This is a genomic window from Blastomonas sp. 34TW (assembly GCF_059803595.1).
Window position 1 is genome coordinate 84,708 of record NZ_JAPFGW010000014.1, and the last position, 23,892, is coordinate 108,599.

29 protein-coding genes are annotated in these 23,892 nt (G+C 64.9%); 16 read left to right on the forward strand and 13 right to left on the reverse strand.

Features of this window, described 5'->3' with window-relative positions:
* Entirely contained in the window at positions 1 to 288 is a 288-nt protein-coding gene (gene gatC, locus OPU69_RS16720; RefSeq protein WP_060979864.1) for an Asp-tRNA(Asn)/Glu-tRNA(Gln) amidotransferase subunit GatC, read from the reverse strand.
* A gap of 165 nt (positions 289 to 453) precedes the next feature.
* On the opposite strand from gatC, the gene OPU69_RS16725 reads away from it, so the two are divergent.
* Together OPU69_RS16725 and ruvX are read left to right on the forward strand one after the other, a co-directional pair.
* Entirely contained in the window at positions 454 to 1,566 is a 1,113-nt protein-coding gene (locus OPU69_RS16725) for a DUF3089 domain-containing protein (RefSeq protein WP_498512582.1), read from the forward strand.
* On the forward strand, positions 1,563 to 2,021 hold the full coding sequence (ruvX, locus tag OPU69_RS16730) for a Holliday junction resolvase RuvX (protein WP_060979862.1): 459 nt from the start codon (positions 1,563 to 1,565) through the stop codon (positions 2,019 to 2,021). Before OPU69_RS16725 ends, ruvX begins: the two co-directional genes overlap by 4 nt.
* A gap of 24 nt (positions 2,022 to 2,045) precedes the next feature.
* On the opposite strand, the gene OPU69_RS16735 is transcribed toward ruvX, so the two are convergent.
* On the reverse strand, positions 2,046 to 2,324 hold the full coding sequence (locus OPU69_RS16735) for an ETC complex I subunit (RefSeq protein ID WP_060979861.1): 279 nt from the start codon (positions 2,322 to 2,324) through the stop codon (positions 2,046 to 2,048).
* Between the two features lie 93 nt (positions 2,325 to 2,417).
* Positions 2,418 to 3,224: an SDR family oxidoreductase gene (locus OPU69_RS16740; protein WP_498512585.1), complete on the reverse strand. Its 807-nt coding sequence runs from the start codon at positions 3,222 to 3,224 to the stop codon at positions 2,418 to 2,420.
* Positions 3,225 to 3,450: 226 nt separating this feature from the next.
* On the opposite strand from OPU69_RS16740, the gene OPU69_RS16745 reads away from it, so the two are divergent.
* From OPU69_RS16745 to OPU69_RS16755, 3 genes are all read left to right on the forward strand, one after another.
* Positions 3,451 to 4,254, forward strand: coding sequence for an ATP-binding cassette domain-containing protein (locus tag OPU69_RS16745; RefSeq protein ID WP_498512587.1), 804 nt, complete (start codon positions 3,451 to 3,453; stop codon positions 4,252 to 4,254).
* 202 nt (positions 4,255 to 4,456) lie between these two features.
* Complete coding sequence (locus OPU69_RS16750) at positions 4,457 to 6,001, forward strand: ABC transporter permease/substrate-binding protein (RefSeq protein ID WP_498512589.1); 1,545 nt, start codon at positions 4,457 to 4,459, stop codon at positions 5,999 to 6,001.
* A complete protein-coding gene (locus OPU69_RS16755) occupies positions 5,998 to 6,537 on the forward strand; it encodes an aldo-keto reductase family protein (RefSeq protein ID WP_060977483.1) in 540 nt (179 codons plus the stop codon). Before OPU69_RS16750 ends, OPU69_RS16755 begins: the two co-directional genes overlap by 4 nt.
* A gap of 3 nt (positions 6,538 to 6,540) precedes the next feature.
* Here the strand turns inward: OPU69_RS16755 and OPU69_RS16760 are convergent, their stop codons facing one another.
* Positions 6,541 to 7,158, reverse strand: a complete 618-nt coding sequence (locus tag OPU69_RS16760) for a DNA-3-methyladenine glycosylase family protein (RefSeq protein WP_498512591.1) — start codon at positions 7,156 to 7,158, stop codon at positions 6,541 to 6,543.
* 104 nt (positions 7,159 to 7,262) lie between these two features.
* Here OPU69_RS16760 and OPU69_RS16765 point away from each other — a divergent pair, with 104 nt between their 5' ends.
* A complete protein-coding gene (locus OPU69_RS16765) occupies positions 7,263 to 7,580 on the forward strand; it encodes a 2Fe-2S iron-sulfur cluster-binding protein (protein ID WP_060977481.1) in 318 nt (105 codons plus the stop codon).
* Between the two features lie 14 nt (positions 7,581 to 7,594).
* On the opposite strand, the gene OPU69_RS16770 is transcribed toward OPU69_RS16765, so the two are convergent.
* The 3 genes from OPU69_RS16770 to OPU69_RS16780 are packed head-to-tail and all read right to left on the reverse strand — an operon-like array spanning position 7,595 to position 9,055.
* Positions 7,595 to 8,371 carry a competence/damage-inducible protein A gene (locus OPU69_RS16770; protein WP_498512593.1) on the reverse strand — a complete coding sequence of 259 codons (777 nt, stop codon included), beginning with the start codon at positions 8,369 to 8,371 and terminating at the stop codon, positions 7,595 to 7,597.
* A 55-nt stretch (positions 8,372 to 8,426) separates the two neighbouring features.
* Complete coding sequence (locus OPU69_RS16775) at positions 8,427 to 8,822, reverse strand: type II toxin-antitoxin system VapC family toxin (protein ID WP_498512595.1); 396 nt, start codon at positions 8,820 to 8,822, stop codon at positions 8,427 to 8,429.
* Entirely contained in the window at positions 8,819 to 9,055 is a 237-nt protein-coding gene (locus OPU69_RS16780; RefSeq protein ID WP_060977478.1) for a type II toxin-antitoxin system Phd/YefM family antitoxin, read from the reverse strand. The genes OPU69_RS16775 and OPU69_RS16780 overlap by 4 nt, the downstream gene beginning before the upstream one ends.
* Positions 9,056 to 9,170: 115 nt before the next feature.
* On the opposite strand from OPU69_RS16780, the gene map reads away from it, so the two are divergent.
* Positions 9,171 to 9,995: a type I methionyl aminopeptidase gene (map, locus tag OPU69_RS16785; RefSeq protein WP_498512598.1), complete on the forward strand. Its 825-nt coding sequence runs from the start codon at positions 9,171 to 9,173 to the stop codon at positions 9,993 to 9,995.
* On the opposite strand, the gene OPU69_RS16790 is transcribed toward map, so the two are convergent.
* Positions 9,989 to 10,303, reverse strand: coding sequence for a type II toxin-antitoxin system RelE/ParE family toxin (locus OPU69_RS16790; protein ID WP_081096962.1), 315 nt, complete (start codon positions 10,301 to 10,303; stop codon positions 9,989 to 9,991). The two genes, map and OPU69_RS16790, sit on opposite strands and share 7 nt — an antisense overlap.
* Positions 10,300 to 10,563: a type II toxin-antitoxin system ParD family antitoxin gene (locus OPU69_RS16795; protein WP_060977475.1), complete on the reverse strand. Its 264-nt coding sequence runs from the start codon at positions 10,561 to 10,563 to the stop codon at positions 10,300 to 10,302. Before OPU69_RS16795 ends, OPU69_RS16790 begins: the two co-directional genes overlap by 4 nt.
* 350 nt (positions 10,564 to 10,913) lie before the next feature.
* Here OPU69_RS16795 and OPU69_RS16800 point away from each other — a divergent pair, with 350 nt between their 5' ends.
* Together OPU69_RS16800 and glnA are read left to right on the forward strand one after the other, a co-directional pair.
* Positions 10,914 to 11,252 carry a P-II family nitrogen regulator gene (locus OPU69_RS16800; RefSeq protein WP_060977474.1) on the forward strand — a complete coding sequence of 113 codons (339 nt, stop codon included), beginning with the start codon at positions 10,914 to 10,916 and terminating at the stop codon, positions 11,250 to 11,252.
* 123 nt (positions 11,253 to 11,375) lie between these two features.
* On the forward strand, positions 11,376 to 12,788 hold the full coding sequence (gene glnA / locus OPU69_RS16805; RefSeq protein WP_110297214.1) for a type I glutamate--ammonia ligase: 1,413 nt from the start codon (positions 11,376 to 11,378) through the stop codon (positions 12,786 to 12,788).
* Positions 12,789 to 12,857: 69 nt separating this feature from the next.
* Here glnA and OPU69_RS16810 read toward each other — a convergent pair whose 3' ends face one another.
* On the reverse strand, positions 12,858 to 13,274 hold the full coding sequence (locus OPU69_RS16810) for a glycine zipper 2TM domain-containing protein (RefSeq protein ID WP_498512601.1): 417 nt from the start codon (positions 13,272 to 13,274) through the stop codon (positions 12,858 to 12,860).
* A gap of 150 nt (positions 13,275 to 13,424) precedes the next feature.
* On the opposite strand from OPU69_RS16810, the gene OPU69_RS16815 reads away from it, so the two are divergent.
* The 4 genes from OPU69_RS16815 to OPU69_RS16830 all read left to right on the forward strand — a co-directional run bounded on the left by OPU69_RS16815 (position 13,425) and on the right by OPU69_RS16830 (position 18,215).
* The gene (locus OPU69_RS16815; RefSeq protein ID WP_498512603.1) at positions 13,425 to 14,996 is read left to right on the forward strand and encodes a peptide ABC transporter substrate-binding protein; all 1,572 of its coding nucleotides are present in this window, start codon (positions 13,425 to 13,427) and stop codon (positions 14,994 to 14,996) included.
* Positions 14,997 to 15,013: 17 nt separating this feature from the next.
* Positions 15,014 to 16,477 carry an ABC transporter substrate-binding protein gene (locus tag OPU69_RS16820; protein ID WP_498512605.1) on the forward strand — a complete coding sequence of 488 codons (1,464 nt, stop codon included), beginning with the start codon at positions 15,014 to 15,016 and terminating at the stop codon, positions 16,475 to 16,477.
* A 52-nt stretch (positions 16,478 to 16,529) separates the two neighbouring features.
* A complete protein-coding gene (locus OPU69_RS16825; protein ID WP_099046474.1) occupies positions 16,530 to 16,931 on the forward strand; it encodes a DUF4112 domain-containing protein in 402 nt (133 codons plus the stop codon).
* A gap of 399 nt (positions 16,932 to 17,330) precedes the next feature.
* Complete coding sequence (locus tag OPU69_RS16830; RefSeq protein ID WP_082730742.1) at positions 17,331 to 18,215, forward strand: LysR substrate-binding domain-containing protein; 885 nt, start codon at positions 17,331 to 17,333, stop codon at positions 18,213 to 18,215.
* A gap of 143 nt (positions 18,216 to 18,358) precedes the next feature.
* Here OPU69_RS16830 and OPU69_RS16835 read toward each other — a convergent pair whose 3' ends face one another.
* Positions 18,359 to 18,811, reverse strand: coding sequence for a peptidylprolyl isomerase (locus OPU69_RS16835; protein WP_060980099.1), 453 nt, complete (start codon positions 18,809 to 18,811; stop codon positions 18,359 to 18,361).
* Positions 18,812 to 18,989: 178 nt separating this feature from the next.
* Between OPU69_RS16835 and mgtE the strand changes: the two genes are divergently transcribed.
* The gene (gene mgtE, locus OPU69_RS16840; RefSeq protein WP_498512608.1) at positions 18,990 to 20,417 is read left to right on the forward strand and encodes a magnesium transporter; all 1,428 of its coding nucleotides are present in this window, start codon (positions 18,990 to 18,992) and stop codon (positions 20,415 to 20,417) included.
* Positions 20,417 to 20,818, forward strand: a complete 402-nt coding sequence (locus OPU69_RS16845; RefSeq protein ID WP_060980097.1) for a DUF1489 family protein — start codon at positions 20,417 to 20,419, stop codon at positions 20,816 to 20,818. The genes mgtE and OPU69_RS16845 overlap by 1 nt, the downstream gene beginning before the upstream one ends.
* A 324-nt stretch (positions 20,819 to 21,142) precedes the next feature.
* On the opposite strand, the gene OPU69_RS16850 is transcribed toward OPU69_RS16845, so the two are convergent.
* Positions 21,143 to 21,808 (reverse strand): DsbA family oxidoreductase, encoded by a 666-nt coding sequence (locus OPU69_RS16850; RefSeq protein ID WP_498512610.1) that lies wholly within the window; start codon positions 21,806 to 21,808, stop codon positions 21,143 to 21,145.
* Between the two features lie 80 nt (positions 21,809 to 21,888).
* Positions 21,889 to 22,758: a 3-hydroxyacyl-CoA dehydrogenase NAD-binding domain-containing protein gene (locus tag OPU69_RS16855; protein WP_498512612.1), complete on the reverse strand. Its 870-nt coding sequence runs from the start codon at positions 22,756 to 22,758 to the stop codon at positions 21,889 to 21,891.
* Between the two features lie 88 nt (positions 22,759 to 22,846).
* Between OPU69_RS16855 and OPU69_RS16860 the strand changes: the two genes are divergently transcribed.
* Positions 22,847 to 23,890, forward strand: a complete 1,044-nt coding sequence (locus tag OPU69_RS16860; RefSeq protein ID WP_060980094.1) for a DUF1176 domain-containing protein — start codon at positions 22,847 to 22,849, stop codon at positions 23,888 to 23,890.
* The last annotated feature ends 2 nt before the right edge of the window (positions 23,891 to 23,892 follow it).

Genomic DNA, 23,892 nt, shown 5'->3' on the forward strand with positions numbered 1-23,892 from the left:
TTATTCGATCACCTTCGGAACGCCGAAAAAGCCGTGTTCGGCTGCGGGCGCATTGACCAGCACCTTGTCGCGGATATTGCCGTCGGTGACGACATCCTCGCGCAGACGCAGGGTGTTGGGAATGACGGCGGTCATCGGCTCGACGCCGGTGACATCGACCTCGCCCAATTGCTCTACCCAGCCCAATATGCCGTTGAATTCCGGCACCATGGCTTCGACCTCGGCGTCGGTCATCGCGATCCGCGCCAGGCTGGCGATCTTCTTGACGGTTTTGCTATCTACAGACATGCCCCAGCGGCTAGCACCGGCCCGCGCAGCCATCAAGCGGGCAAATGCTGCATTTGCGCAATCCGCGCGCGGGCAACACTTTACTGGCAGTAACCGTAATCGGTTTCTATATGCGCCCCGAAGGCCCGCGTGTGCCCGCGCGCCTGCCCCGCCCCGGAGACTGTCTTGGCCCGCAAGTTCCTGTACCTGATCGCGACGATCATCTTCCTGATTGTCGCAGCTTTCGCTGCCTACCGCCTGTTTCCGCAGCAGATTTTTGCCGCCGCCTTTGTGCCCTCGGCCGAGTTCGTGAAGCCCGAGGCGGTCGAGACCAGTGCCTATGCCGATCCGAAGATGTGGTTCTCGCGCCCTGGCATCACCGGCGATGCCAATCCGGCGCTCTGGACCCCGGAAGGCGTCGAGGTGACCAGGACGCCCAAGGTCGCGATCTTCTACATCCACCCGACCTCTTACATGAAGCGCGCGCTGTGGAACGCACCGCTGAACGACAAGGAATCGCAGGATCGCGCGCGCATCTTCCTGCGCAGCCAGGCGAGCGTGTTCAACGGCGTGGGCGAAATCTGGGCGCCGCGCTATCGCCAGGCCGCAATCGGCGCGTTCCTGACCACCCGGCCCGAGGCGCAGATGGCATTCGACGCCGCCTATTCGGACATTCTCGCCGCGTTCGACGAGTTCGTCGCCGAAATTCCCAAGGACATGCCGATCATCATCGCCGGGCACAGCCAGGGCGGCCTGCACCTGACCACGCTGATGCGCCAGCGCGTCGTCACCCGCCCGCTCGCCGACCGGATCGTTGCGGCCTATGTCATCGGCTGGCCGGTATCGCTGACCACGGATCTGCTCGCCCTCGGCCTGCCGCCCTGCACCGACCCCGACCAGGCGAACTGCATGATCGGCTTCCAGAGCTTCGGCGAACCCGCCGAGCCGCAACTTCTGCTCGACGCCTATGCCGCAAGCGTCGGCTTCGATGGCGAGCTGCGCGGCCAGAGCCCGATGCTGTGCGTCAATCCGATCACCGGGGTGCTCGGCGACGAGGCCCCGGCAGACGCGAACCTCGGCACTTTGGTGCCCAACGAGGAACTGACCGACGGCGTCATCACCCCGGCACTGGTGGGTGCGAAATGCGACGATCGCGGGCTGCTGCTGCTCGGCGGCGAGCCGCAGCTCGGCCCCTATGTGCTGCCGGGCAACAATTATCACGTCTATGACTATCCGCTGTTCTGGGCGAACCTGCGCGCCGACGCGGAACGGAGGGTAGCCGCATTTCTGGGCAAGTGATCACCACGCACGCAGCGGAATACCGTGCAGCGTTGCCCGCGGGCGGACGGCTGATCGGGCTCGATGTCGGCACCAAGACGATCGGCACCGCGTTCTGCGATGCCGGATGGAGCTTTGCGACCGCCGCCAAGACGATCAAGCGCACCAAGTTCGGTGCGGACAAGGCGGCGATCGAGCAGCTGGTGCGCGATCAGGAGATTCGTGGAATCGTCATCGGACTGCCGCTCAACATGGACGGCAGCGACAGCCCGCGCACGCAAAGCACCCGCGCCTTTGCCCGCAACATCGCGGTGCTGGGCCTGCCGGTGTTATTGTGGGACGAACGCTGGTCGACCCAGGCCGTCGAACGCGCGATGATCGATGCCGATATCAGCCGCGCCAAGCGCGCCGAACGCGTCGACAGCGCGGCTGCGGCTTTCATCCTGCAGGGCGCGATCGACGCGATGGCCGGCTGAGCCGCCAGCGCCGATCAACCAAGATCAGCGAAAATTATCGGCATAGGCCTGGATCTTCAGGCGGCGCGGCGGCGTCGGCTCGATCCGCGCGGTGATGCCGTATTTCTCGGCATAGGCTTTCGCCGCCTCCAGATCGGGAAATTTCAGTACGACCTGCTGCTGCGTATCACCCGAGCCCGCCCATCCGGTCAGCGGATCGGGCTTCTTGGCTTCGGCGGGCTCGAACTCGAGCACCCAAAGATCGGTCAGCGCGCGGCCCGACTGCATGGCGTTCTTGGGGCGCTGATAGATTCGTGCGGCCATTTTCTTGCTTCCGTCCCGGGAAAAAGGTGATGTCCGCGCCTTTGCTACACCGGGGCGGTGCGGGTCAAGCGCGGCGTGTCGCCGGTAGCCCGATCAATCGCCGCGCTGCGCCCGCACCATTAGCCCACCACGCTTGCGGATCGATCCCGGCATCCATTTTGCTGCAAAGGCCAGACGCTTGGCGGTCGGGCCGACATAGCTGTGCACGTGCTTGGGATCGTGCACTGCATTCCACGCCGCTTCGGCAACCAGCGAAACCGGCGCGATTTCCAGCCCTGCCGCGGTCACGCTGGCCCCGATCGACTGGTTGCTGTTGGCGGGCGTGCCCTGAAGCAGCGGCGTATCGATGAAGCTCGGCAGCAGCGCGCGAACGCGGATGTCGTCCGGTCCCCATTCGATATCGAGCGCCTCGGTCAGGCCGCGCACCGCGAACTTGGTCGCCGAATAGACCGACAGCCCGGCCGAGCCATAGATTCCGCTCGCCGAAGATGTGTTGAGCAGGCACGATCCGGGCGTGGTTTTCAGATATTTGTGCCCGATATGCGCGCCATAGACGACGCCCTTGAAGTTGATGTCGACCAGTTTCTCGATATCGTCCTCGCTGTGGTTTTCCAGCGGCCCGCCGATGCCCACACCGGCATTGTTGAACAATACGTGCAGCTTGCCGCCGCTCTTCTCGGTGAATGCCTCGAGCGCCTGGGTCCATTGCTCGCGGCTGCGCACGTCGAGCCGGTGGATCGACGCCATGCCCTGAGGCAGCATCGCCGCAGTCTCTTCCATGCCCTTCTGGTTGACGTCGGCCAGCCCGACGAACCAGCCGCGCTGCGCGAAATACCGCGCCACCTCGCGCCCGATGCCCGAGGCTCCGCCGGTGATGAAAATGTACTTGGTGTCGGTCATGTCGTCCCTCCTCAGGCGAGGCCCAACCCCATCCGCTCAGCCTGAGCTTGTCGAAGGCCCCGCGCCCACGCTGACCATATAGCGGGGCCTTCGACAGGCTCAGGCCGAGCGGGAATGGCTGGATCAGGCGCTTCTCGCTCTCGTTTGCGCCGGACGCTAAGCGCGCGACCCACCCCGCGCAAGTGGCTAGCCAGCCGCGCCGCCACCCGCCTATAAGCGTGCCCGCATGGCGACCTCCCCCATCCCCACCCGACCGCACGGCGCGCGCGGCCCTGCCGTAGCGTTCGAGGGCGTGGGCAAGCGCTATGGCGGCACGATCGCGATCGATCGGGTGCGCGCAGATATCCTGCCCGGCACGTTCGTCGCGATCGTCGGAAGCTCGGGATCGGGCAAGTCGACGCTGCTGAAAACGGTCAACCGGCTGATCGAACCCGATTCGGGCAGGGTGTGTATCGATGGCCTGGACGTCGGGACGCGCGAACCGCACCAGCTGCGCCGCTCGATCGGCTATGTCTTCCAGAATATCGGCCTGTTCCCGCACATGACCGTGGCGCAGAATATCGGGATCGGATCGCGGCTGGCGACGCGCAAGCAACTGGCTGCCGAGCGCGTGACGGAACTGCTCGATCTGGTCGATCTGCCCCGCGATTTTGCCACGCGCCTGCCCGAGCAGCTCTCCGGCGGGCAGAAGCAGCGCGTCGGCGTCGCACGCGCGCTGGCGGGCGAACCGGGGCTGATGCTGATGGACGAACCCTTCGGCGCGCTCGATCCGGTAACGCGCGAGGCGCTGGGCGAACAATATCGCGCGCTGCACGAACGGCTCGGCCTCACCACGATCATGGTCACGCACGACATGGCCGAGGCGCTGCTGTTTGCCGACCGCATCTGGGTGATGGCGGGCGGGCGGATCGTGGCGGACGCGACCCCTACCCAACTGATCGCCGGCGGCTGCGGGCCGGAAGCCGAGGCGCTGGTGGCGGTGCCACGGCTTCAGGCGGAGCGGATCACCGCGATGCGGGGCGGGCTTTGAGCGTGGTGCTGAGGTTTGCGCGCAGGTCCCTCGACTTCGCTCGGGACAAACGGAAGGGGGTTATTGTGGAACTCTCTTTCGCTGCTTGCCCTCCCATCCCCGTTTGTCCCGAGCGAAGTCGAGGGACGTATGCGCTGTGTTTTCAGGATCGAACGAAAGCCAGACCAGGGGCCTTGGCGCCTCACGGTAGCGAAATGACCCCATGCCCATAGACTGGCCCCGCCTGATCGATCTCCTCGCGCAGCATGTGCAGCTGAGCTTTGCGGCGCTGGGGCTCGCACTGCTGATCGCGCTGCCCCTCGCCATCTGGTCGGTGCGCAACCGCACCGTGGCCGGCATCACCCTGGGTTTTGCCAGCCTGGTCCAGACCATCCCCGCGCTCGCCCTGCTCGCGTTGTTCTTCCCGCTGCTGCTCGCGCTGTCGGCCGTGTTCGGCGATGCGATCTCGCCGCTCGGCTTCCTGCCCTCGCTGCTCGCGCTGACGCTCTACGCGCTGCTGCCGATCCTGCGCAATACGGTCACCGGGCTGCGCTCGGTCGAACCCGCCATGATCGAGACCGCCGATGGCGTCGGCATGACCTCCTTGCAGAAACTCTGGCTGGTCGAAGCGCCGCTCGCCTCGACCACGATCATGGCGGGGGTGCGCACCGCCGCCGTCTGGACCATCGGCGCGGCGACGCTCTCGACCACCGTCGGCCAGCCGAGCCTGGGCGACCTGATCTTTGCCGGGCTGCAGACGCAGAACTGGTCGCTGGCGCTTGAAGGGTGCCTTGCCGCTGCGGGCCTTGCGATCACCGTCGATCTTCTGCTCGGCCTGATCGAGAGCGGTATCGCGTATCGCCGCCATGCGCGCATCTGGGGGGCCGGGATCGCGCTCGCGCTCGGCCTGGCGCTCGCGCTCTGGCCCGCGCCGCAGAGCGACAAGCCGTTGGTAACCATCGGCGCCAAGCGCTTCTCGGAGCAGTATATTCTCGCGCGGCTGATCGGGCGACGGCTCGAGGCCGCAGGCTATGACGTGCGCTATCGCGAGGGGCTGGGCAGCGCCGTGGTCTATCGCGCATTGGCGAGCGACGAGGTGCAGGTCTATGTCGATTATGCCGGCACGATCTGGACCAACGAGATGCAGCGCCAGGACCCCGAACCGCGCGCGGCGATGATCGCCGAGATCGCGCGCTGGGCCAGGGCGCAGCACGGCGTCGAGCTGGTCGGTCCGCTGGGCTTCGAGAACACCTATGCCTTTGCGGTGCGCCCCGAGGATGCGAAGCGCCTGAACCTGCAAAGCCTTGACGATATCGTCCGCGTCGCGCCCGATTTCGTCTTCGGCACCGATGTCGAGTTTCTCGAACGCCCCGAATGGCAGATGGTGCAAAGGGCCTATCCCCTGCGTTTCAAGGGCCGCCGCGCGTTCGAGCCGACCTTCATGTACCGCGCGCTCTCGCTCGGCGAGGCGGACATTATCTCGGCGTTCAGTTCGGACGGGCGCATCGCCGCGAACGGTTTCGTGATTCTGCAAGATCCGAAGGGCGCGGTGCCCAGCTATGACGCGATCCTGCTCGCCAGCCGTTCCGCCGTCGCCGATGCGCGCCTCATCGCGGCGCTCCGGCCTCTGGTCGGCGCAATCCCGGTGGAAAAAATGCGTGAGGCCAATTATCGCGTCGACAGGGACAAGAACAAGCAAAGCCCGGCCGATTCGGCAGCCTGGCTCGACCGGGCCATTTCCGCCAAAAGCGAGGACCAAAATCCATGATGATCAAGCGCCTGCTGCTGACTCTTTTCATCGCGCCGATGCTGATGTGCGCGAATGCGGCGCATGCTGCGGTGACCATCACCTTCTACAGCCACGAACTGGGCAGCCAGTTCCCGCACGCCTTTGCGACGCTCAAGGGCAAAGTCGATTCGACCGGCGAGGTCGTCGACACCAATGTCGGCTTTACCGCGATCAGCACCGGCCCCAGCATCCTGTTCGGCTGGGTCGATGGCCGGGTAAGCGTCGTGAAGCCCAAATATATCGCCAGCAGCGCGCCGCATTTCAGCTATGAGCTGACCGATGCCGAATATCGCGCGGTGATGGCGGTCGCCGACAAATGGCGCAACAAGCCGCAGAAAAACTATAATCTCAACAAGGCCAATTGCGTGCACTTCATCAGCGAGATCGCGACAGCTGCTGGCCTGAAGATCAACCCCAAGAGCAAATTCTTCAAGAAGCCAACCAGCTTTCTGAAAGAGGTCACGACGCTCAGCCGTGGCCGCCTGGCGAGCGGGCGCATCCTCTACAAGGGATAAGCCTTACAGCGCCGCGTTGTTGTAGCAATGCCAGGTCAGGATCGCGACCGCGCCGCGATGCGGTGACCAGGGGTGGGCGAGCAGGCGCGTTTCCTTTTCGGACGGGCGCGTCTCCAGCCCCAGGATGCGGCCTATGCCAGCCTGGACCGCCAGATCGCCCGCAGGCCAGATATCGGGGCGGCCTTCGGCGAACAGCAGATAGATTTCCGCCGACCAGCGGCCGATGCCCTTGATCTTCACCAGCTCGGCAATCGCGGCCTCATCGTCCTCGGGCAGGTTTTCCAGATCGAGCCCACCGCTCACCACCAGCTCGGCGAGCGAGCGGGCATAGCCCTGTTTCTGTCGCGAAAGACCGCAGGCGCGTAAGGACTCGAAATCCGCCGCGATCAGCGCATCGGGCGCACAGCCGGTACCCAGCGCGGCTTCGAGCTTGTTCCAGACCGATGCCGCCGCAGCGACGCTGACCTGCTGGCCGACGATGGTGCGCAGCAGCGTCGCATAGCCACGGTCGCGGATCCGGGTTTCGGGATAGCCGGCGATTCCGATCGCGCGGGCGATCGCTGGTTCGGTCGCGGCCACCGTGTCCAAGCCGGTCGTCAACTGCTCTGCGGTCAATCCCATAACTGCATCCTCATCCATTCTGCCGCTTGCAATCGCGCTTGGCGTTGATCATAGCAACCGCGTTCGGGGGGCCAATGCCCGTTTCCACTCAATGGGGAGTTTCCATGCCAAAGCTGACCGTCATCAATCGCGCGGGCGAAGAAAGCACCATCGAAGCCGATACCGGCCTGTCGGTGATGGAAGCGATCCGCGACAACGGCTTTGATGAACTTCTGGCGCTGTGCGGCGGCTGCTGCTCGTGCGCGACCTGCCATGTCCATGTCGATGCCGCCTGGGTCGACAAGCTGCCCGCGATCAGTGCCGACGAGGACGACCTGCTCGACAGCTCGGATCACCGTAACGAAACCTCGCGCCTGTCGTGCCAGATCCAGCTGACCGACGCGCTCGACGGCCTGAAGGTCGCGATCGCTCCGGAAGATTGATCCAGACGAATTGATCAGATGCCGCCGGGCGTGACCTCGCGCCCGGCCGCTTCCAGCGATGCGGTCAGCGCTGCCGCGCAGGCATCGAGCGCCGCCTGGTCGACCGAGCGGATCACGAAATTCGCGCCGACCCGGCCTTCGCGGAAAAAGGGATAGCTGCCGATCTGGCACTGTTCGTGCGCGCGCTCGGTTGCGCCCAGCATATCCGCGATCTCGCTTTCCGCGACCCAGCAGCCCAAGGTCGCCGACAGCACCGGCAGCCCGCCTTCGAGCGTTCCGGTCAGCGCATCGAGCATCCCTGCGGTGATATGCGGTACGCCCGCCATCAGGAACACATTGCCGATGCGGATGCCCGGCGCGCCGGACATGCGGTTCTCGATCAGTTCGGCGCCTTCCGGGACCCGGGCCATGCGCAGCCGTCCTTCGGTGAGCCCGCCGCGCGTCGCGTAATAGCGCTCCAGCACCGCACGCGCGACCGGATGGATCACCACCTCCACGCCCAAAGCCTGCGCGATGGCATCGACGGTGATGTCGTCATGCGTCGGACCGATGCCGCCAGTGGTGAACAGATAGTCGTTGCGCGCGCGCAGTAAGTTCACCGCCTCGACGATCGCCTCCATGTCGTCGGCGACCACGCGCACCTCCTTCAGCCTTATGCCCTGCACGTTGAGCCAGGTTGCGACCTGCGCGACATTCTTGTCCTGGGTGCGGCCGGAGAGGATTTCGTCGCCGATCACGATCAGCGCGGCGGTCCAGATGCGGGGGGTGGAAGCGGTGGCGTCTGCGGTCATGCGCCGGTGTTTAGCGCGTGCGCAAACCGGCGCAAGCGGTTCGTGAAAGGCCCCGTCATTCGATCCAGAAGGTTCGGCAGCCAAGCGCCGCCAGCGCCGGATCGCGGGTGATGACGGTGAGGTCGTCGTGGATCGCCTGCGCCGCGATCATCCGGTCGAAGGGATCGCGATGCTCGCCGGGCAGGGAGCCTGCGAGCAGGCCAGTGGACACGCTGACGCCAAGTTCGAAAAAGCCGTCTGCTCGCGCCAGATGCTCGAACTTCTCGTATACCGGAATGGTAGCTTCCCATTTGCCGATGCGACATTTGGTTGCGACTTCCCAGGCAGACACGGCGCTCACGAATATGGTGTTGCGCTCGTCGCCAATTTCCTCCGCCACCGCGCGCGGCAAGGCCGGGTCCCCCAACCACCACCATACGAGTGCATGCGTATCGAACAGATAATCGGTCATTCCCAGGCGCGAAGCTCTTCTTCGGGCAGCGGATCGAAGAAAAAGCTGTCGGGAATGCGATTGGCAAGCTTCAGCCGACCCGGTCGACGCTCCACTTTGGGCCGCTCCAAAGGCACCAGCCGAGCATAGGGCTTGCCCGCCTTGGCCAGGATGATCTCCTCGCCGGCATGCGCGCGGTCGAGCAGCTTGGAAAAGTGCGTTTTCGCGTCATGGACGTTGACGATGCTGGTCATGGGCTTGAGGTTAGTCCATTGACCGGACTAAGTCAATGGACTAAGCCCGCCCCCAACCCGCCCCGAGCGCGCAAGGGGTCGCCAAATCGCCGCCCCTTCCCTATATGGAATCACCATGAACCAATATGTCCACGTCACCAATGCCGACACGCCGATGCGCGATGGCACCATCAAGCTGCACGGCCCCGAGGGCTTCGAAGGGATGCGCAAGGCGGGCCAGCTCGCCGCGCATGTGCTCGACGAGCTGACCAGCTTCGTCACCGAAGGCGTGACCACGGCGGAGATCGACGACAAGGCGCGCGAGCTGATGCTGGCGGGCGGCGGCATCCCTGCGACGCTCGGCTATCGCGGTTTCACGCACAGCTGCTGCACCTCGATCAACCACGTCGTGTGTCACGGCATCCCCGGCGACCGCAAGCTCAAGGACGGCGATATCGTCAATATCGACGTGACCCCGATCGTCGACGGCTGGCACGGCGATACCAGCCGCATGTTTCTGATCGGCGATGTCGGCGTGAAGGCACGGCGGCTGGTCGACGTGACCTATGAATGCCTGATGCTCGGCATCGAGCAGGCCAGGCCCGGCAACACGATGGGGGATGTCGCGCACGCGATTCAGTCCTATGCCGAAAAGCACCGCTATGGCGTGGTCCGCGATTTCTGCGGCCATGGCCTGGGCAAACTGTTCCACGACGCGCCCGAAGTGGTGCATGTGGGGCGCCCAGGCACCGGGCCCGAGCTCAAGCCCGGCATGTTCTTCACCATCGAGCCGATGATCAATATCGGCAAGCATGCGGTGAAGATGCTCGAGGACGGCTGGACCGCCGTGACCCGCGACCGCTCGCTCTCGGCGCAGTTCGAACATTCGATCGGCATCACCGAGACTGGCTGCGAGATCTTCACGAAGAGCGCGAAGGGGCTGGACCGGCCGCCTTATTGATCAGTGGACCTGTGGGCCGCTCCAAAAATCTTGGTCTGATCCCGGGCACCATGGATGACCCGCACGATTTCGAGGACCTCGTGTCGAGCCCGATAAAAGATAATGTAGCTTCCGAAAGCGCGTCCACGCAAACCGGCCATCAGATCATCCCGCGGCGAGCCGATTCCGGGCCCATCGCAAAGCCGGTCGAACATGCCGGTCAGCTTTTCGATGAACTGTTCCGCTGCCGCGAGATCGTCGCGCGCGATATACTCTGCAATCGCGTCAAGGTCAGCCTGCGCTTCGATCGAGACTGATAGTCGGATCATTTGGCATATTTGGCACGAAGGCGCTGCTTCATGGCCTCAGGGTCCCACTCGACGACCCGCCCTGCCTCAATATCGTCGATACCCTTCTGGATTTCACGGCGCAGATGCTCCAGCTCGGCCTGCTGCATCTGGCGTTCGAGTTCCCAACGGCGCAAGGCATCGCGGATCGCTTCGCTGATACTCGCGTATTCGCCTGCTTCGACGGCTGCATGCAGCAGCTTGTGATGCGCGTCGGTCAGGGTGATGCTGGCCTTTTCCATCGTCGTTCCTTTGCTGTGGTGCGATTATATCCCACCTGCCCCAGCGTGACAATTCCGCACTTTGCAATGGCTGCCTGCCCAAAAAACAGGCACCGCCCTGCAAGCTTGCCCGCAAATCGATCACGCCCCGCAATAATATTGCACCGCACACAAGCTTTTGTGGCGGAATGCGTCTTGGCACGTTAATTGTTTGGTAGCAGTCAATGGGGGACTCGGGGGACCGCGCCGCGTGCAGGTTGTCAAAGCCTCATACAGCCATATCATGACGCAGCGGTTCGCCGCTGTGTTGCTTCCCACAACCGCCCTGCCCTTGCGGGTCAGGCGGAAGACGACAGGATGATCAGGGACTTATGAAGAAGATCGAGGCGATCATCAAACCGTTCAAGCTCGATGAGGTGAAGGAGGCGCTGCACGAAGTCGGCGTCTCGGGCATCACCGTGACCGAGGCCAAGGGCTTCGGCCGCCAGAAGGGCCATACCGAGCTGTACCGGGGCGCCGAATATATCGTCGATTTCCTCCCCAAGGTGAAGCTTGAGGTCGTGGTCGACGACGCGCTGGCCGAGCGCGTGGTCGAGGCGATCGCCGCCGCCGCGCAGACCGGCCGCATCGGCGATGGCAAGATTTTCGTGATCCCTGTGGAAACCGCACTCCGCATCCGCACGGGTGAACGGGATAACGACGCGGTCTGATCAACAGGACGCGCGCAAAACCCAGGAGAGGCCTGCCCCGGCAAGGCCGCAACAATCAGATCAGTTCCACCCGAGGGGGGTCGCAAGGCCCGGATCGCAGATAGACGAAGAGGGAAAGCAACAATGGCAAAAACCGCCGCAGATATTCTGGCAATGATCAAGGAAAACGAGATCGAGTGGGTCGATGTCCGCTTCACTGATCCCAAGGGCAAGTGGCAGCACCTGACGATGTGCGCCGGCGTCATCGGTGAGGACGAGCTGGAAGACGGCCTGATGTTCGACGGCTCGTCGATCGAAGGCTGGAAGGCGATCAACGAATCCGACATGATCCTGCGTCCCGATCTGGACGCCGCCTATATTGATCCGTTCTCGGCCGATCCGATGCTGATCCTGTTCTGCGACATCGTGGAACCGGGCACCGGCGAGCTTTACGCGCGCGACCCGCGCAGCACCGCCAAGCGCGCCGAGGCCTATCTCAAGTCCACCGGCATCGGCGACACCGTTTATGTCGGCCCCGAAGCCGAATTCTTCATGTTCGACGATGTGCGCTTCTCGGACGGCTATAACGGTTCGATGTTCGCGATCGACGATATCGAACTGCCGACCAATACCGGCCGCAGCTATGACAGCGGCAATCTGGGCCACCGTCCGCGCGCCAAGGGCGGCTATTTCCCGGTCGCGCCGGTCGACAGCATGACCGACGTGCGCGCCGAGATGGTCAGCACCATGCTCGAAATGGGCCTGCCCTGCGACAAGCACCACCATGAGGTGGCCGCCGCCCAGCACGAACTGGGCCTTACCTTCGGCACGCTGACCCAGACCGCCGACCGCATGCAGATCTACAAATATGTCGTGCACATGGTCGCCCAGGCCTATGGCAAGACCGCGACCTTCATGCCAAAGCCGATCAAGAACGACAACGGATCGGGCATGCACACGCACATCTCGATCTGGAAGGAAGGCAAGCCGCTGTTCGCCGGTAACGGCTATGCGGGTCTTTCGGAAATGTGCCTGTACTTTATCGGCGGCGTCATCAAGCACGCCAAGGCACTGAACGCCTTCACCAACCCGACCACCAACAGCTACAAGCGTCTGGTGCCGGGCTTCGAGGCACCGGTGCTGCTCGCCTATTCGAGCCGCAACCGTTCGGCCTCGTGCCGCATCCCCTATGGCACCGGCGAAAAGGCCAAGCGCGTGGAGTTCCGTTTCCCCGACGCGATGGCGAACCCCTATCTGTGCTATTCGGCGCTGCTGATGGCCGGTCTAGACGGCATCCAGAACAAGATCCATCCTGGCGAAGCCATGGACAAGAACCTGTACGACCTGCCGCCCGAAGAGCTGAAGGAAGTGCCGACCGTGTGCGGCAGCTTGCGCGAAGCACTCGACGCGCTGGCCGCCGATCACGACTTCCTGCTCAAGGGCGACGTGTTCCTCAAGGACCAGATCGAAGCCTATATCGAGCTGAAATGGGACGATGTGATCCGCTGGGAAACGACCCCCAGCCCGGTCGAATTCGACATGTATTACAGCTACTAAGTTCGCGTAGCTGCCAGAGACACGAAAGGCGCTCCGGGATCACCCGGGGCGCCTTTTGCTTTACTGCGATCAGCGGCAGCGTGCGCCGTTGCGGTCGATGGCCTGGCCAGCGGCAGCACCGCCCGCCGCGCCGAGGATCGTTCCCAGCGTACGCGAATCGCCCGGCGCGATGATGTTGCCGAGAATGCCGCCCGCGAGGCCGCCGACGATCAGCCCGGTCGTCCCGTCCGGTCGGCGACAATAATAGCGCCCGTCCTGCCCGCGATAGATCCGGTCGTTGCGCCCGAGGCGGCGTTCGCGATAGCGGCGGTCGTCGCGGTAGTAGCGTCCCGCGTCATAGCCACCATAGCTCGGATCGGGCCGGTTCCAATCGTACTGACGATAGGATCCGAAGCCGCGATCGTTATAGCCGGTTCCGGCACAGCCGCTCACCACGGTCGCCGCGATCAGCGCGGCGCCCAGCGACAGGCTCTTCCTGTTCAGCATGGTCATGATTTCCCTTGTGATGTGAATGCACAGGGGACGCGTCAGGGCGGCGATCCGTTCCCGCCCATGCGGCGAGCCGAGCGGACGCAAGAGCATGATCCGGTGCATTCGCGCTTCCCCCTGGCGCGCTAAGACGGCAAACAGGCGGGAATGCGCGTGCTCCTCATCCTGCTGCTGTCTGCCCTGCTCGCGGCCTGTTCGGGTGCGAAGGCTCCGCAGGCCGCAACGCCCGGCCCCGACCGGCTGGTGCGGCTGGCCGATGCCGAGATTCGCGGGCTCGACCCGCAGGTCTATTCGGACCTCGCCTCGCTGCGCGTTGCGGCGGACCAGTTCGAGGGGCTGACCCGCTTCAATGTGTTCGGCATGGCGGTGACGGGGCTGGCGCGCGACTGGAAGGTATCCCCCGACGGGCTGACCTGGCGGTTCATCCTGCGTCCCGGCCTGCGCTTCTCCGATGGCACGCCGATCACCGCGGCGGTGTTCGCGCGCGGCTGGCAGCGGCTGAACGACAAGGCGACCGGGTCGCCGCACACCGCGCTGTTCGCCGCGATCCGGTCGGTGGAGGCCGATGGCGATGCAGCGGTTGTGGTGAGGCTCGCTGCCCCCTTCCCGCAGCTACCCGCTCTGCTCGCGCACCCGGCGATGGCGGCGCTGCCGCTGCATCGCGCGGGACAAGGCGCGGCGGACTGGACCGCCGAGCGCCCGCTGGTCACCTCCGGCCCCTATCGCACCCGCGACTGGCGGTTGAACGACCGGCTGGTGCTCGAGCGCAATCCGAACTGGCATCGCGGCCGCGCCCCGATCGGCACGGTGATCTGGAAGCCGGTCGACGATCCGCTCGCGGGAATGCGGCTGTTCCTGGCGGGCGAAGCCGATATTTCCGGGGACTATCCGCAAAGCCGCCATGATTGGCTCAAGCAGCAGCGCCCCAGCGCGGTGCGCACCGGCGATTATCTGGGCAGCTATTATTTCACGATGAACACGCGCAAGCCGCCCTTCGATGACGTTCGCGTGCGCCGTGCGCTCGGCATGGCGGCGGACCGCGAATGGCTGGCGCGCGCGCTGCTGCCGATGGGCAATGCGCCGGCTTATGGTCTGGTGCCACCCGCGCTCTATGTCGGCTTGCCCGTACGCCCCGATTGGGCAAGCCTCTCGCTCAAGCGCCGCCAGGCCGAGGCGAAACGCCTGCTCGCTGCCGCCGGATACGGCCCCGCGCGCCCGCTGCGCTTCGAAATCCGCATCAACTCGTCTGCCGAACATCGCCGCATGGCGGTCGCGCTGGCGGCGATGTGGAAGCCGCTCGGCGTCGAGGCGAGTGTGCTCAACAGCGAGCCAGCGCTGCATTTCGCGGCGATGCGGCGCGGCGATTTCCAGATGGCGCGCTCTGGCTGGATCGCCGATCTGCCCGCGCCCGAGAATTTCCTCGCGGTGCACCGGTCGGATGCAGGCGAGGTCAACTATTCGGGCTTTGCCGATCCAAGCTATGACGCGCTGCTCGACCGGGCGATGGCCGAACCCGACCCCGCGCGCCGGATGACCGCGATGCGCGCCGCCGAGGCGCGATTGCTCGATGCGATGCCGGTCATCCCCCTTTGGTTCTATCGCAGCGGCGCGCTCGTCGCCCCGCGCGTGCGCGGCTGGATCGACAATCCCGGCAACATCCATCCGAGCGCGGCGTTGTCCCTCGCTCCAGCCCCTGCTATCGCGGCCAGGGGCAAGTGAGCGACGCGAGGCGAGGCATGACCGGCGCATGGAAAAAGGCCATTTCGGGCCTGATGGCTGCGGCGACGCTGGCGCTTGCGGCCTGCAGCAGCTCGGACAGCTCGCCGCTCGGCATCTCGATCATCGATTCCTCCAGCCGCAACAATCTCGATGCTGCCGTGCTGGAGCCCGGCTCGGCCTATCTGCGCGCGGCGACCTCGCAGGGGCTCGTGCGGCTCGATGCGCTGGGCAACATCGTGCCGGGGCTCGCCGAGCGCTGGATCGTCACCGATGACGGTCTCAGCTATATCTTCCGGCTGCGCAACGCCCGCTGGGAGAATGGCGATCCCGTAACCTCCGAGCATGTCGCCGCAGCGCTCAAGCGCCGCTTGCAGATCGAGGCGAAGAGCGCGCTCGGGGCCGACACGGCGGAGGTTCGCGACATCCGCTCGATGACCGGACGCGTCATCGAGATCCGACTGCTCGCGCCCCAGCCCGAATTGCTGCGCATCCTGGCGCAACCCGAGCTGGGCATCCGCCGCAACGGCAGCGGCACCGGGCCGCTGGCCGCGGATCGCCAGACCTATTGGACACTGCTGACCGAGCGTGTCGACGATTCCATGGGGCCGGATCCACGGCGCATGGTTCGCCCGCTCGAGGTCCGCACCGAACGCGCGGCGAGGGCGATCGCGCGATTTTCGATGGGCGAAACCGCGATGGTGCTCGGCGGGCGGTTCGAGCATCTGCCCTATCTGAGCGCGGCGGGCATTTCCGACAATGACGTGCGCGCCGATCCGGTCATCGGGTTGTTCGGGCTGCTGGTGGTCAACGGAAAGGGCTTTCTCAGCGACCCCGCCAATCGCGAGGCGATCGCGCTGGCGATCGATCGCGAGGCGCTGATGACCCCGCTGGGCATCGGCCAGTGGCAGGTGACCGCGCGCATCGTGCCCTTGGGTCTGCCGCGCTACCAGCCGCTGATCGGCGACCGCTGGACCGACCTGACCATCGAGGCGCGGCGCGATCTGGCGCGCGGGCGCATCGTGCGCTGGCGGCAGGCCAATGCAACGCTACCCATGCTGCGTATCGCCATGCCGCGCGGCCCGGGGTCGCGGCTGGTGTTCGGCCGCATCCGGCGCGATCTGCAGACGATCGGGCTCGATGCCCGGATGGTGGCGCCTGACGCGGCAGCCGATCTGCGGCTGATCGACGAGGTTGCGCATTATCGCCAGCCCGGCTGGTTCCTCAACCAGCTCGCTTGCGCGGTGCGCCCGCTGTGCAACGAGGAAGGCGATGTGCTGCTGGCCCAGGCCCGGCGGGCGGTCGATCCGGCGGTGCGCATGGCCAAGATGGCCGAGGCCGAGGTCGCGATCACCTCGGCCAATATCTTCATCCCGCTGGGCACGCCGATCCGCTATTCGCTGGTGCGTGGGAACGTGCCCGGCTTTGCCATCACCGCCGATGGCTGGCACGCCTTGCCGGACATGGTCGTCATCCCCAGATAGGGCGCGCAAGGGGTTGCGGAGGTAACCTATGAAGACGATCCGGCCTGAACAGATGGAGCAGCTGCGCGCAGCCATGCCCGCGCTGTCGAACGATCCGCAGGCGATCCGCCAGCGTGTCGAGATGCTGGAAATGATGCTCGAGCGCAGCTTCACCCTGCCCGGCGTCAATCGCAAGGTGGGGCTCGATTTCGTGCTCGGTCTCGTCCCCGTGCTGGGCGACGTCATCACTGGCGCGATGGGCCTGTACATCGTCTGGGAGGCGCGCAACCTGGGCATGTCCAAATTCCAGCTCGCGCGGATGGCGGCCAATGTCGGTTTCGACAGCCTGATCGGCGCGGTACCGCTGGTGGGTGATGCGTTTGACTTCTTCTGGCGTTCGAACACGCGCAACCTGAAGATCATCCGCAAACATCTCGACAAGTACCATCCGGCGACGCGCACCATCACCTTGTGATTCGCGAATCGCGATTAGGATACTTTCGCTGTCGCTTGCCGGTCACCGCTTATGACACCGCTTACCTCGCACGACTGCAATCCTTTGCGGCGCCATCTCTTCGCAACTGCAAAAAAACCCCCGGAAATCAAAGGATTTGCCAAGCCCGATCGGCTGGGTTAGAGGCTGCGGCCACAGGCCATCCAGACATAAAAAAAGGGCCAGCCCGAAGGCTGACCCGATAAAGTTTTTAGGAGAGGATGCCTGAAAGGCATGATCAATATGGGTCAGGAGCCCTTATTGTGCAAGTGCGAAAAGATTGATTTGAGTTGCAAAGGATGCAACTGAGGTCGCGTAAAACCGCAGTCCGTCCATATTTGCAATTGCACATTTCCGCTGCACTGCAATAATGCGCGACACATGGCCATGCGACGTCTCCCTCCCCTGCGTTCCCTCGAAGCATTTCTGCGCGTCGCGCGGCTTGGCTCGGCCAAGGCTGCGGCGAGCGAGCTCGCGCTCTCGCCTTCCGCGCTCAGCCGCCGCATCGGTGGGCTGGAGGATTTCGTCGGCAAGAAGCTGTTCAAGCGCCATAACCAGCAGCTCAAGCTCAACGAGGCAGGCGAAGCGCTCTACGCCAGCGTCGCGCCCGCGATCGACGCGCTCGCGGACGCCGTCGCCGCGCATATGGACGACAGTCGTGTGCTGAGGCTGCGCCTGGGCATGCTGCCGCTGTTCGGAAGCCAGCGGCTGGTTCCGCGGCTGGGCGAACTCAGGCGGCTCTATCCGATGCTGCATATCGACGTGGACACATCGGGCCATGCCGAAGCGCGGCTGGGCGACACGCTCGACGCGGCGATCATCCTGGCCGAACACCCCGATCCGGCGCTGCATTCGGTCCGGCTCGACCGCAACTATGTCTATGCCATTGCCTCGCGGGAGCTGGTCGAGAGCATCGGCCCGCGCCCCGATCTTGCAACGCTCAACCGCCAGACCATCCTCGTGCACAACGAGATGGCGCATTCGTTCGATGCGTGGAAACAGGCGCTGGGCCTCACGGACCTGCACCCGCAATCGATCGATCATATCGACAGCGGCCCGCTGATGCTCGAAGCGGCGGCCCAGGGCCTGGGCATCGCGATCATGCACGACGACCATCTCACCCGATCGGGCGATGCGCGGCTCGCCAAGCTGTTCGACGTGCGGGTCGAGAGCCCGTACAGCTACTGGTTCGTCTGCAAGCCGCGCGCGCTCGAGACGCGCGCGGTGCGGCTGTTCCACGACTGGCTGGTCGAAGCGAATATCTGATTGTCGCGTGATGCAGCAACCTATGCCCCTCCCTGGCCAGGGAGGGGTTAGGGGTGGGTCGTCCGCGCCAGAGCTAGCCCGCAAACGCCTACCCACCCTCAGCCCCTCCCTCAAAGGGAGGGGAGTTTTACGTCATCAACCTCTCAGGCCACCGTTGCCGAGGCGATCACGCCGGGCTTGGCGGGCGGTTCGCCCTTGGGCAGCGCGTGGACATGCTCCATGCCTTCGATCACCTGACCCCAGACGGTGTACTGGCGATCGAGGAAGCGCGCATCGTCGAGGCAGATGAAGAACTGGCTGTTGGCGCTGTTCGGATCCATCGTGCGCGCCATCGAGCACACGCCCTCGACATGCGGCTCGTCGTTGAATTCCTGTTTCAGGTCGGGCTTTTTCGAACCGCCGGTGCCAGTGCCGTTGGGGCAGCCGCCCTGTGCCATGAAGCCGGCGATCACGCGGTGGAACTTCACGCCGTCGTAAAAGCCTTCCTGCGCCAGCTCGACGATGCGCGCGACATGGTTGGGCGCGAGGTCGGGGCGCAGCTTGATGACGATGTCGCCGCCATCCTGGATGTGAAAGGTAAGCGTTTCGGCGGTCATGATAGGTCCTTTGCGGCCGGAGAAATGGATGCCGCCGATATAGCGGCGCGGGTGCGAATGTCACCCCTTGGCCGACGCGCCCGATCGGGATTGCTTTTGCAGGTGCGAAGCGCCAAACACGCGAAACGTTGCGGCACGCCCGCGCGTTCCCCATCCACCCCGCAGACAGGAGCAGGCCATGACCGACCCGACCGACGCGCCGCTCCGTGAGCCCGACCTCGCCGAGCTGGCCGACGCCAGCACCAGCCTGGACGAGGACAACCGCCTGCTGCCCGGCTTTGTCGATCAGGTCTGCGAGGCGCTCGACGCGGGCGATGACGAAGCGGCCTATGACCTGGTCGAGCCGCTTCACCCTGCCGATATTGCCGACCTTTTCGAGCTGGTCGAGCGCGACTATCGGGGTCCGCTGGCGCGTGCGATCACCGACCTGCTCGGCGCGGACGTGCTCACCGAGCTCAACGATTATGTCCGCGATGACGTGATCGACGCCCTGCCCGCCGCGCAGGTGGCGGAGCTCGCCGGGCAGCTCGAGACCGACGATGCCGTCGCGATCATCGAGGAGATGGAGGAGGAGGACCAGCGCGCGGTTCTCGCCGAGCTGGAACCGGCCGATCGCGCCGCGATCGTCGATGCGCTTTCCTTCCCCGAAGAATCCGCCGGCCGCCTGATGCAGCGCGATCTGGTCGCGGTGCCGGAGCACATGAATGTCGGCCAGCTGATCGATTATCTGCGCGAGCATAGCGACCTCACCACCGAATTCTGGGAAATCTTCATCGTCGATCCGCAGCATCGCCCGGTCGGCACCTGCCAGCTGAGCTGGATCCTGCGCACCCCGCGCCATATCGCGCTCGCCGATGTGATGAAGCGCGAACAGACGCTCATCCCCACCGATATGGACCAGGAAGAGGTCGCGCTGCGCTTCCAGAAATATGCGCTGATCTCCGCCGCCGTGGTCGATGGTGCCGGGCGGCTGGTCGGCCAGATCACGGTCGATGACATCATCCATATCGTCCAGGAAGAGGCGGGCGAGGACATTTTCCGCCTGTCGGGCGCGGGCGATGGCGACATTAACGAGCCGGTGCGCGAGACCTACAAGACCCGCGTGCGCTGGCTGATCGCGAACCTCGGCACCGCGCTCGTCGCCTCCAGCGTCATCGGCTTTTTCGGCGGCGCCATCGAGCAGATGGTGGCATTGGCGGTGCTGATGCCGATCGTGGCGGGCGTCGGCGGCAATGCGGGGACGCAGACGCTGGCGGTGACGGTGCGCGCGCTCGCCACCAACCAGCTCACCGAATCGAACACCCGCCGCGCGATCCTGCGCGAGATGCGCATCGCGCTGATGAACGGCGCGACCATCGCGCTGATCGCGGGCACGGCGACGGCGCTGTGGTTCCATGACGTGCATCTGGGCCTCGTCATCGCCGCCGCGATGCAGACGAACATATTGCTGGCGGGGCTCGCCGGGGTGGTCATCCCGGTGGTGCTGGAAAAGCTCGATCAGGACCCGGCCGTGGCGAGCTCGATCTTCGTCACCATGACGACCGATTCGATGGGCTTTCTTGCCTTTCTGGGCCTCGCGGTCGCGAGTGGCCTTGTGAGCCTGTAATGCCGCTGTCGATGACCAAGATCGCGTTCGGCGCGACCAGCGTGGGTTCGCTGCGCCAGTGGATCGAAAGCCACGCGCCGCTCGGCGAAGCGCGGCTGACGACGCGCTATCTGCCCAAGCGCCACGAGGAAATGGTCGGGGGCTCGCTCTACTGGATCCACAACCGCGCGATCGTCGGCCGCAGCCCGCTGATCGGCTTCATGGACAATGGTCAGGGCCGCATCTGGATCCGCATCGAACCCCGGCTGATCGCCGTCCAATCCATCCCCCGCCGCGCCCATCAGGGCTGGCGCTATCTCGAAGCCGCCGATGCGCCCGCAGACCTTGGCGACGGCATGAGCGAGGCCGAGGCGATGCCTGCGGAAATGCTCGGCGAACTGGCGCGGCTGGGGCTGGTTTAACGAACCTCACTCTCCGGCCCTTGTCACCCACCCCCGCTCAGCCTGAGCCTGTCGAAGGCCCCGCGCCGGGGGTCCGGACCATAGCAACCCCACCCCCACCTCTGCTCACCCTGAGCTTGTCGAAGGCCCGCGCTGAGCTAAGCATTGCAATTATCGTCACCCTGAACTGGTTTCAGGGTCCATTTCGCCCCACGCGGCTTCGGCTTATTGGTGCACGATGGATCCTGAAACAAGTTCAGGATGACGTCGCTATATCCGGAGACCAAATCGCGGACCTTCGACAGGCTCACGCTGAGCGGGTGGCAGTGACAGGGCTGCGCCCCCTCACGCCAGCGCCTTTTCCCGCACCTTTCGGATCACGTTGACGAAGGTCTCGGCCTCCTGCGCGCCGGGAACCAAATACTTGCCGTCGAAGATGATCGCGGGAACGCCGCTGATGCCCTGTTCGATCCAGTGGTCGAGATGCGCGCGGACCTCGGCCTCGTTGTCGGGATCGTTGAGCACCGCGCGGCCCTCGTCCGCATCGAGCCCGGCTTCGGCGACGATCGCGAGCAGCACCTCCTCGTCGCTGACATCGCGGTTCGCCTGGAAATAGGCCGAAAACAGCGCCAGCTTCAGCCGGGTCTGCGCCGCGCTGCCAAAGCTGTCGCCCGCCCAGGTCAGCAGCTGGTGCGCCTTGAATGTGTTGTAGATGCGCATGTCGGGGCCATAATGAAAGCCGAAGCCCAGCCGGTCACCCAGATCGGTCAGCCGCTGGCGGTTGCTCGCGCTCTGCTGCGGCGTTGCGCCGTACTTGCGCGCGACATGCTCGGAAATCGCCTCGCCCTCGGGCACCATTCCGGGATTGAGCTCGAACGGGTGCCAGGTGATCTCCGCCTCGACCTCGTCGCCCACCGCTTCCAGCGCCTTTTCGAGCTGCTTGTAGCCGATGATGCACCAGGGACAGACCACGTCCGACACGATATCGATCTTGAGCTTGTGGGCGGTCATCAAAGGTCTCCGGGTTCTTGCAGCTGGCCTCCAGCCCCAATGTATCGCAAAGCGGCAGGGCTGTCAGCAAATGTTGACAGTCAGCGTGTCGGAACCGGGGTTTCGCCCGAATAGTCGTAGAAGCCGCGCTTGGTCTTGCGACCCAGCCAGCCAGCCTCGACATATTTGACCAGCAGCGGCGCGGGGCGGAACTTGGGGTCGCCGGTGGTGCTGTGCAGCACCTGGGTGATGCTGAGACAGGTGTCGAGCCCGATGAAATCGGCGAGCGTCAGCGGCCCCATCGGGTGGTTGAGCCCCAGCTGCACCGCCGCGTCGATATCCGGTATCGTCGCCACGCCCTCGCCGAGCGCAAAGCACGCCTCGTTGAGCATCGGCAGCAGGATGCGGTTGACGATGAATCCCGGCGCATCATTGGCCTGGACCACGCGCTTGCCGATACGCTCGGCATAGCCGCGCACCGCGTCGACCGTCGCGTCCGAGGTGGCGAGCCCGCGGATCAGCTCGATCAGCCCCATGACCGGCACGGGGTTGAAGAAATGCACGCCGACGAAGCGCGCCGCATCGGGGCTGGCGGCAGCCATGCGGGTGATCGGGATCGACGAGGTGTTGCTCGCCAGGATCGCTTGCGGGCCAAGCACCTTGCCGACAGCCTCGAAGATCGCGCGCTTGATGTCCTCGCGCTCGGTCGCCGCCTCGATAATCAGGCCTGCATCGGCCATCGGGCCATAATCGCCGACGGGCTGGATGCGGCCCAGCACCGCGTCGGCCTCGCTCGCCTCCATCTTGCCCTTTTCGACCGCGCGCGCCAGCTGCTTGCCGATGCCTGCCTTGCCCTTTTCCGCCAGATCGACCGACACATCGGAGAGAAACACATGGTAGCCCGCCTGCGCGCTAACCTGCGCAATCCCTGCGCCCATCTGGCCTGCGCCGATGACTGCCACTTTATCCATGTTGCGCCTCTTTCTGCTGTTGCCGGAATCGGATAGGCGGGGCGCATAACCGAAGACCGCGAGTCTTGCTAGGAGCGATAATCCCAAGATGTTGAGCCCGTTTCTGCTGCTTGCCGCCGCCGCCGCCTCCCCCACTGGTCCCGTTCCCGGCGAGGTGAAGATCTTCAAGGACTGGTATGTCGCCTGCGACAATATCTGGTCGTGCGAGGCGGGAACGCTGTCCGACGATGCGTCCGAACTGTTCACGGCGCAGGTCGTGCGCATCCGCCGCGAGGGCGGCCCCGATGCACCGTTCCGCATCGAGCTCACCCCGCAGGAGGAGCAGGCCAAGGGGCCGGCGCGGCTGGTGATCGATGGCGGCAAGCCGCACTCGGGCACGCCCGACAGCGAAGGCGACACCTGGCTCGACGAGGCGCAGTCGATGGCGATTGCGCGCGGCCTGGCGAATGGCCAGTCGGCAAAGGTCCTGCTGTCCGATGGCAAGGCGATCCCGATCTCGCTCGCCGGATCGTCGGCGGCGCTGCGCTATATCGATGCGATCCAGCAGCGCGCGGGGACCAGCGGCGCCATCGTCGCGACCGGCGCGAAGCCCGATACCGCGCAGCCGCCCGAAACGCCGCAATTGACCGCGCGCGCCGCGACCAGCCTGATCGAGCTGCCCGATCTCAAGGCCTATCCCAAGGTCATCGCCGATAGCGGCTGCGAATTCCGCATGGAAGGCGCCGAGGACAGCGTCGAGCCGCTCGGCCAGCATAACGGCAAAGACATGGCGCTGGTGCTGATCGCCTGCGATTCGGGCGCATACAATTTCGGATCAGCGGTGATGATCGCCGAACGCCCTATGGAAGACCCCAATGCCCGCTGGACCTTCCGCAATGCGAAATTCGACGGTGAAACCGGCTGGGGCGACGAGGAACAGGTCGCGCAAGTTGTGAATGCCAGTTTCGATCCCGCAACCGGCACCCTTTCGGAATTTGCCAAGGGGCGCGGGCTTGGCGATTGCGGCACGGCGAACAGCTATGCCTGGGACGGCGAGCAGTTCCGGCTATCCGAGCGCCATGAAATGGACGATTGCCGCGGCGCGTGGGACTGGCCGCGCGTCTGGGTGGCCGAGGTGTCGGTCGTCAAGTGAGC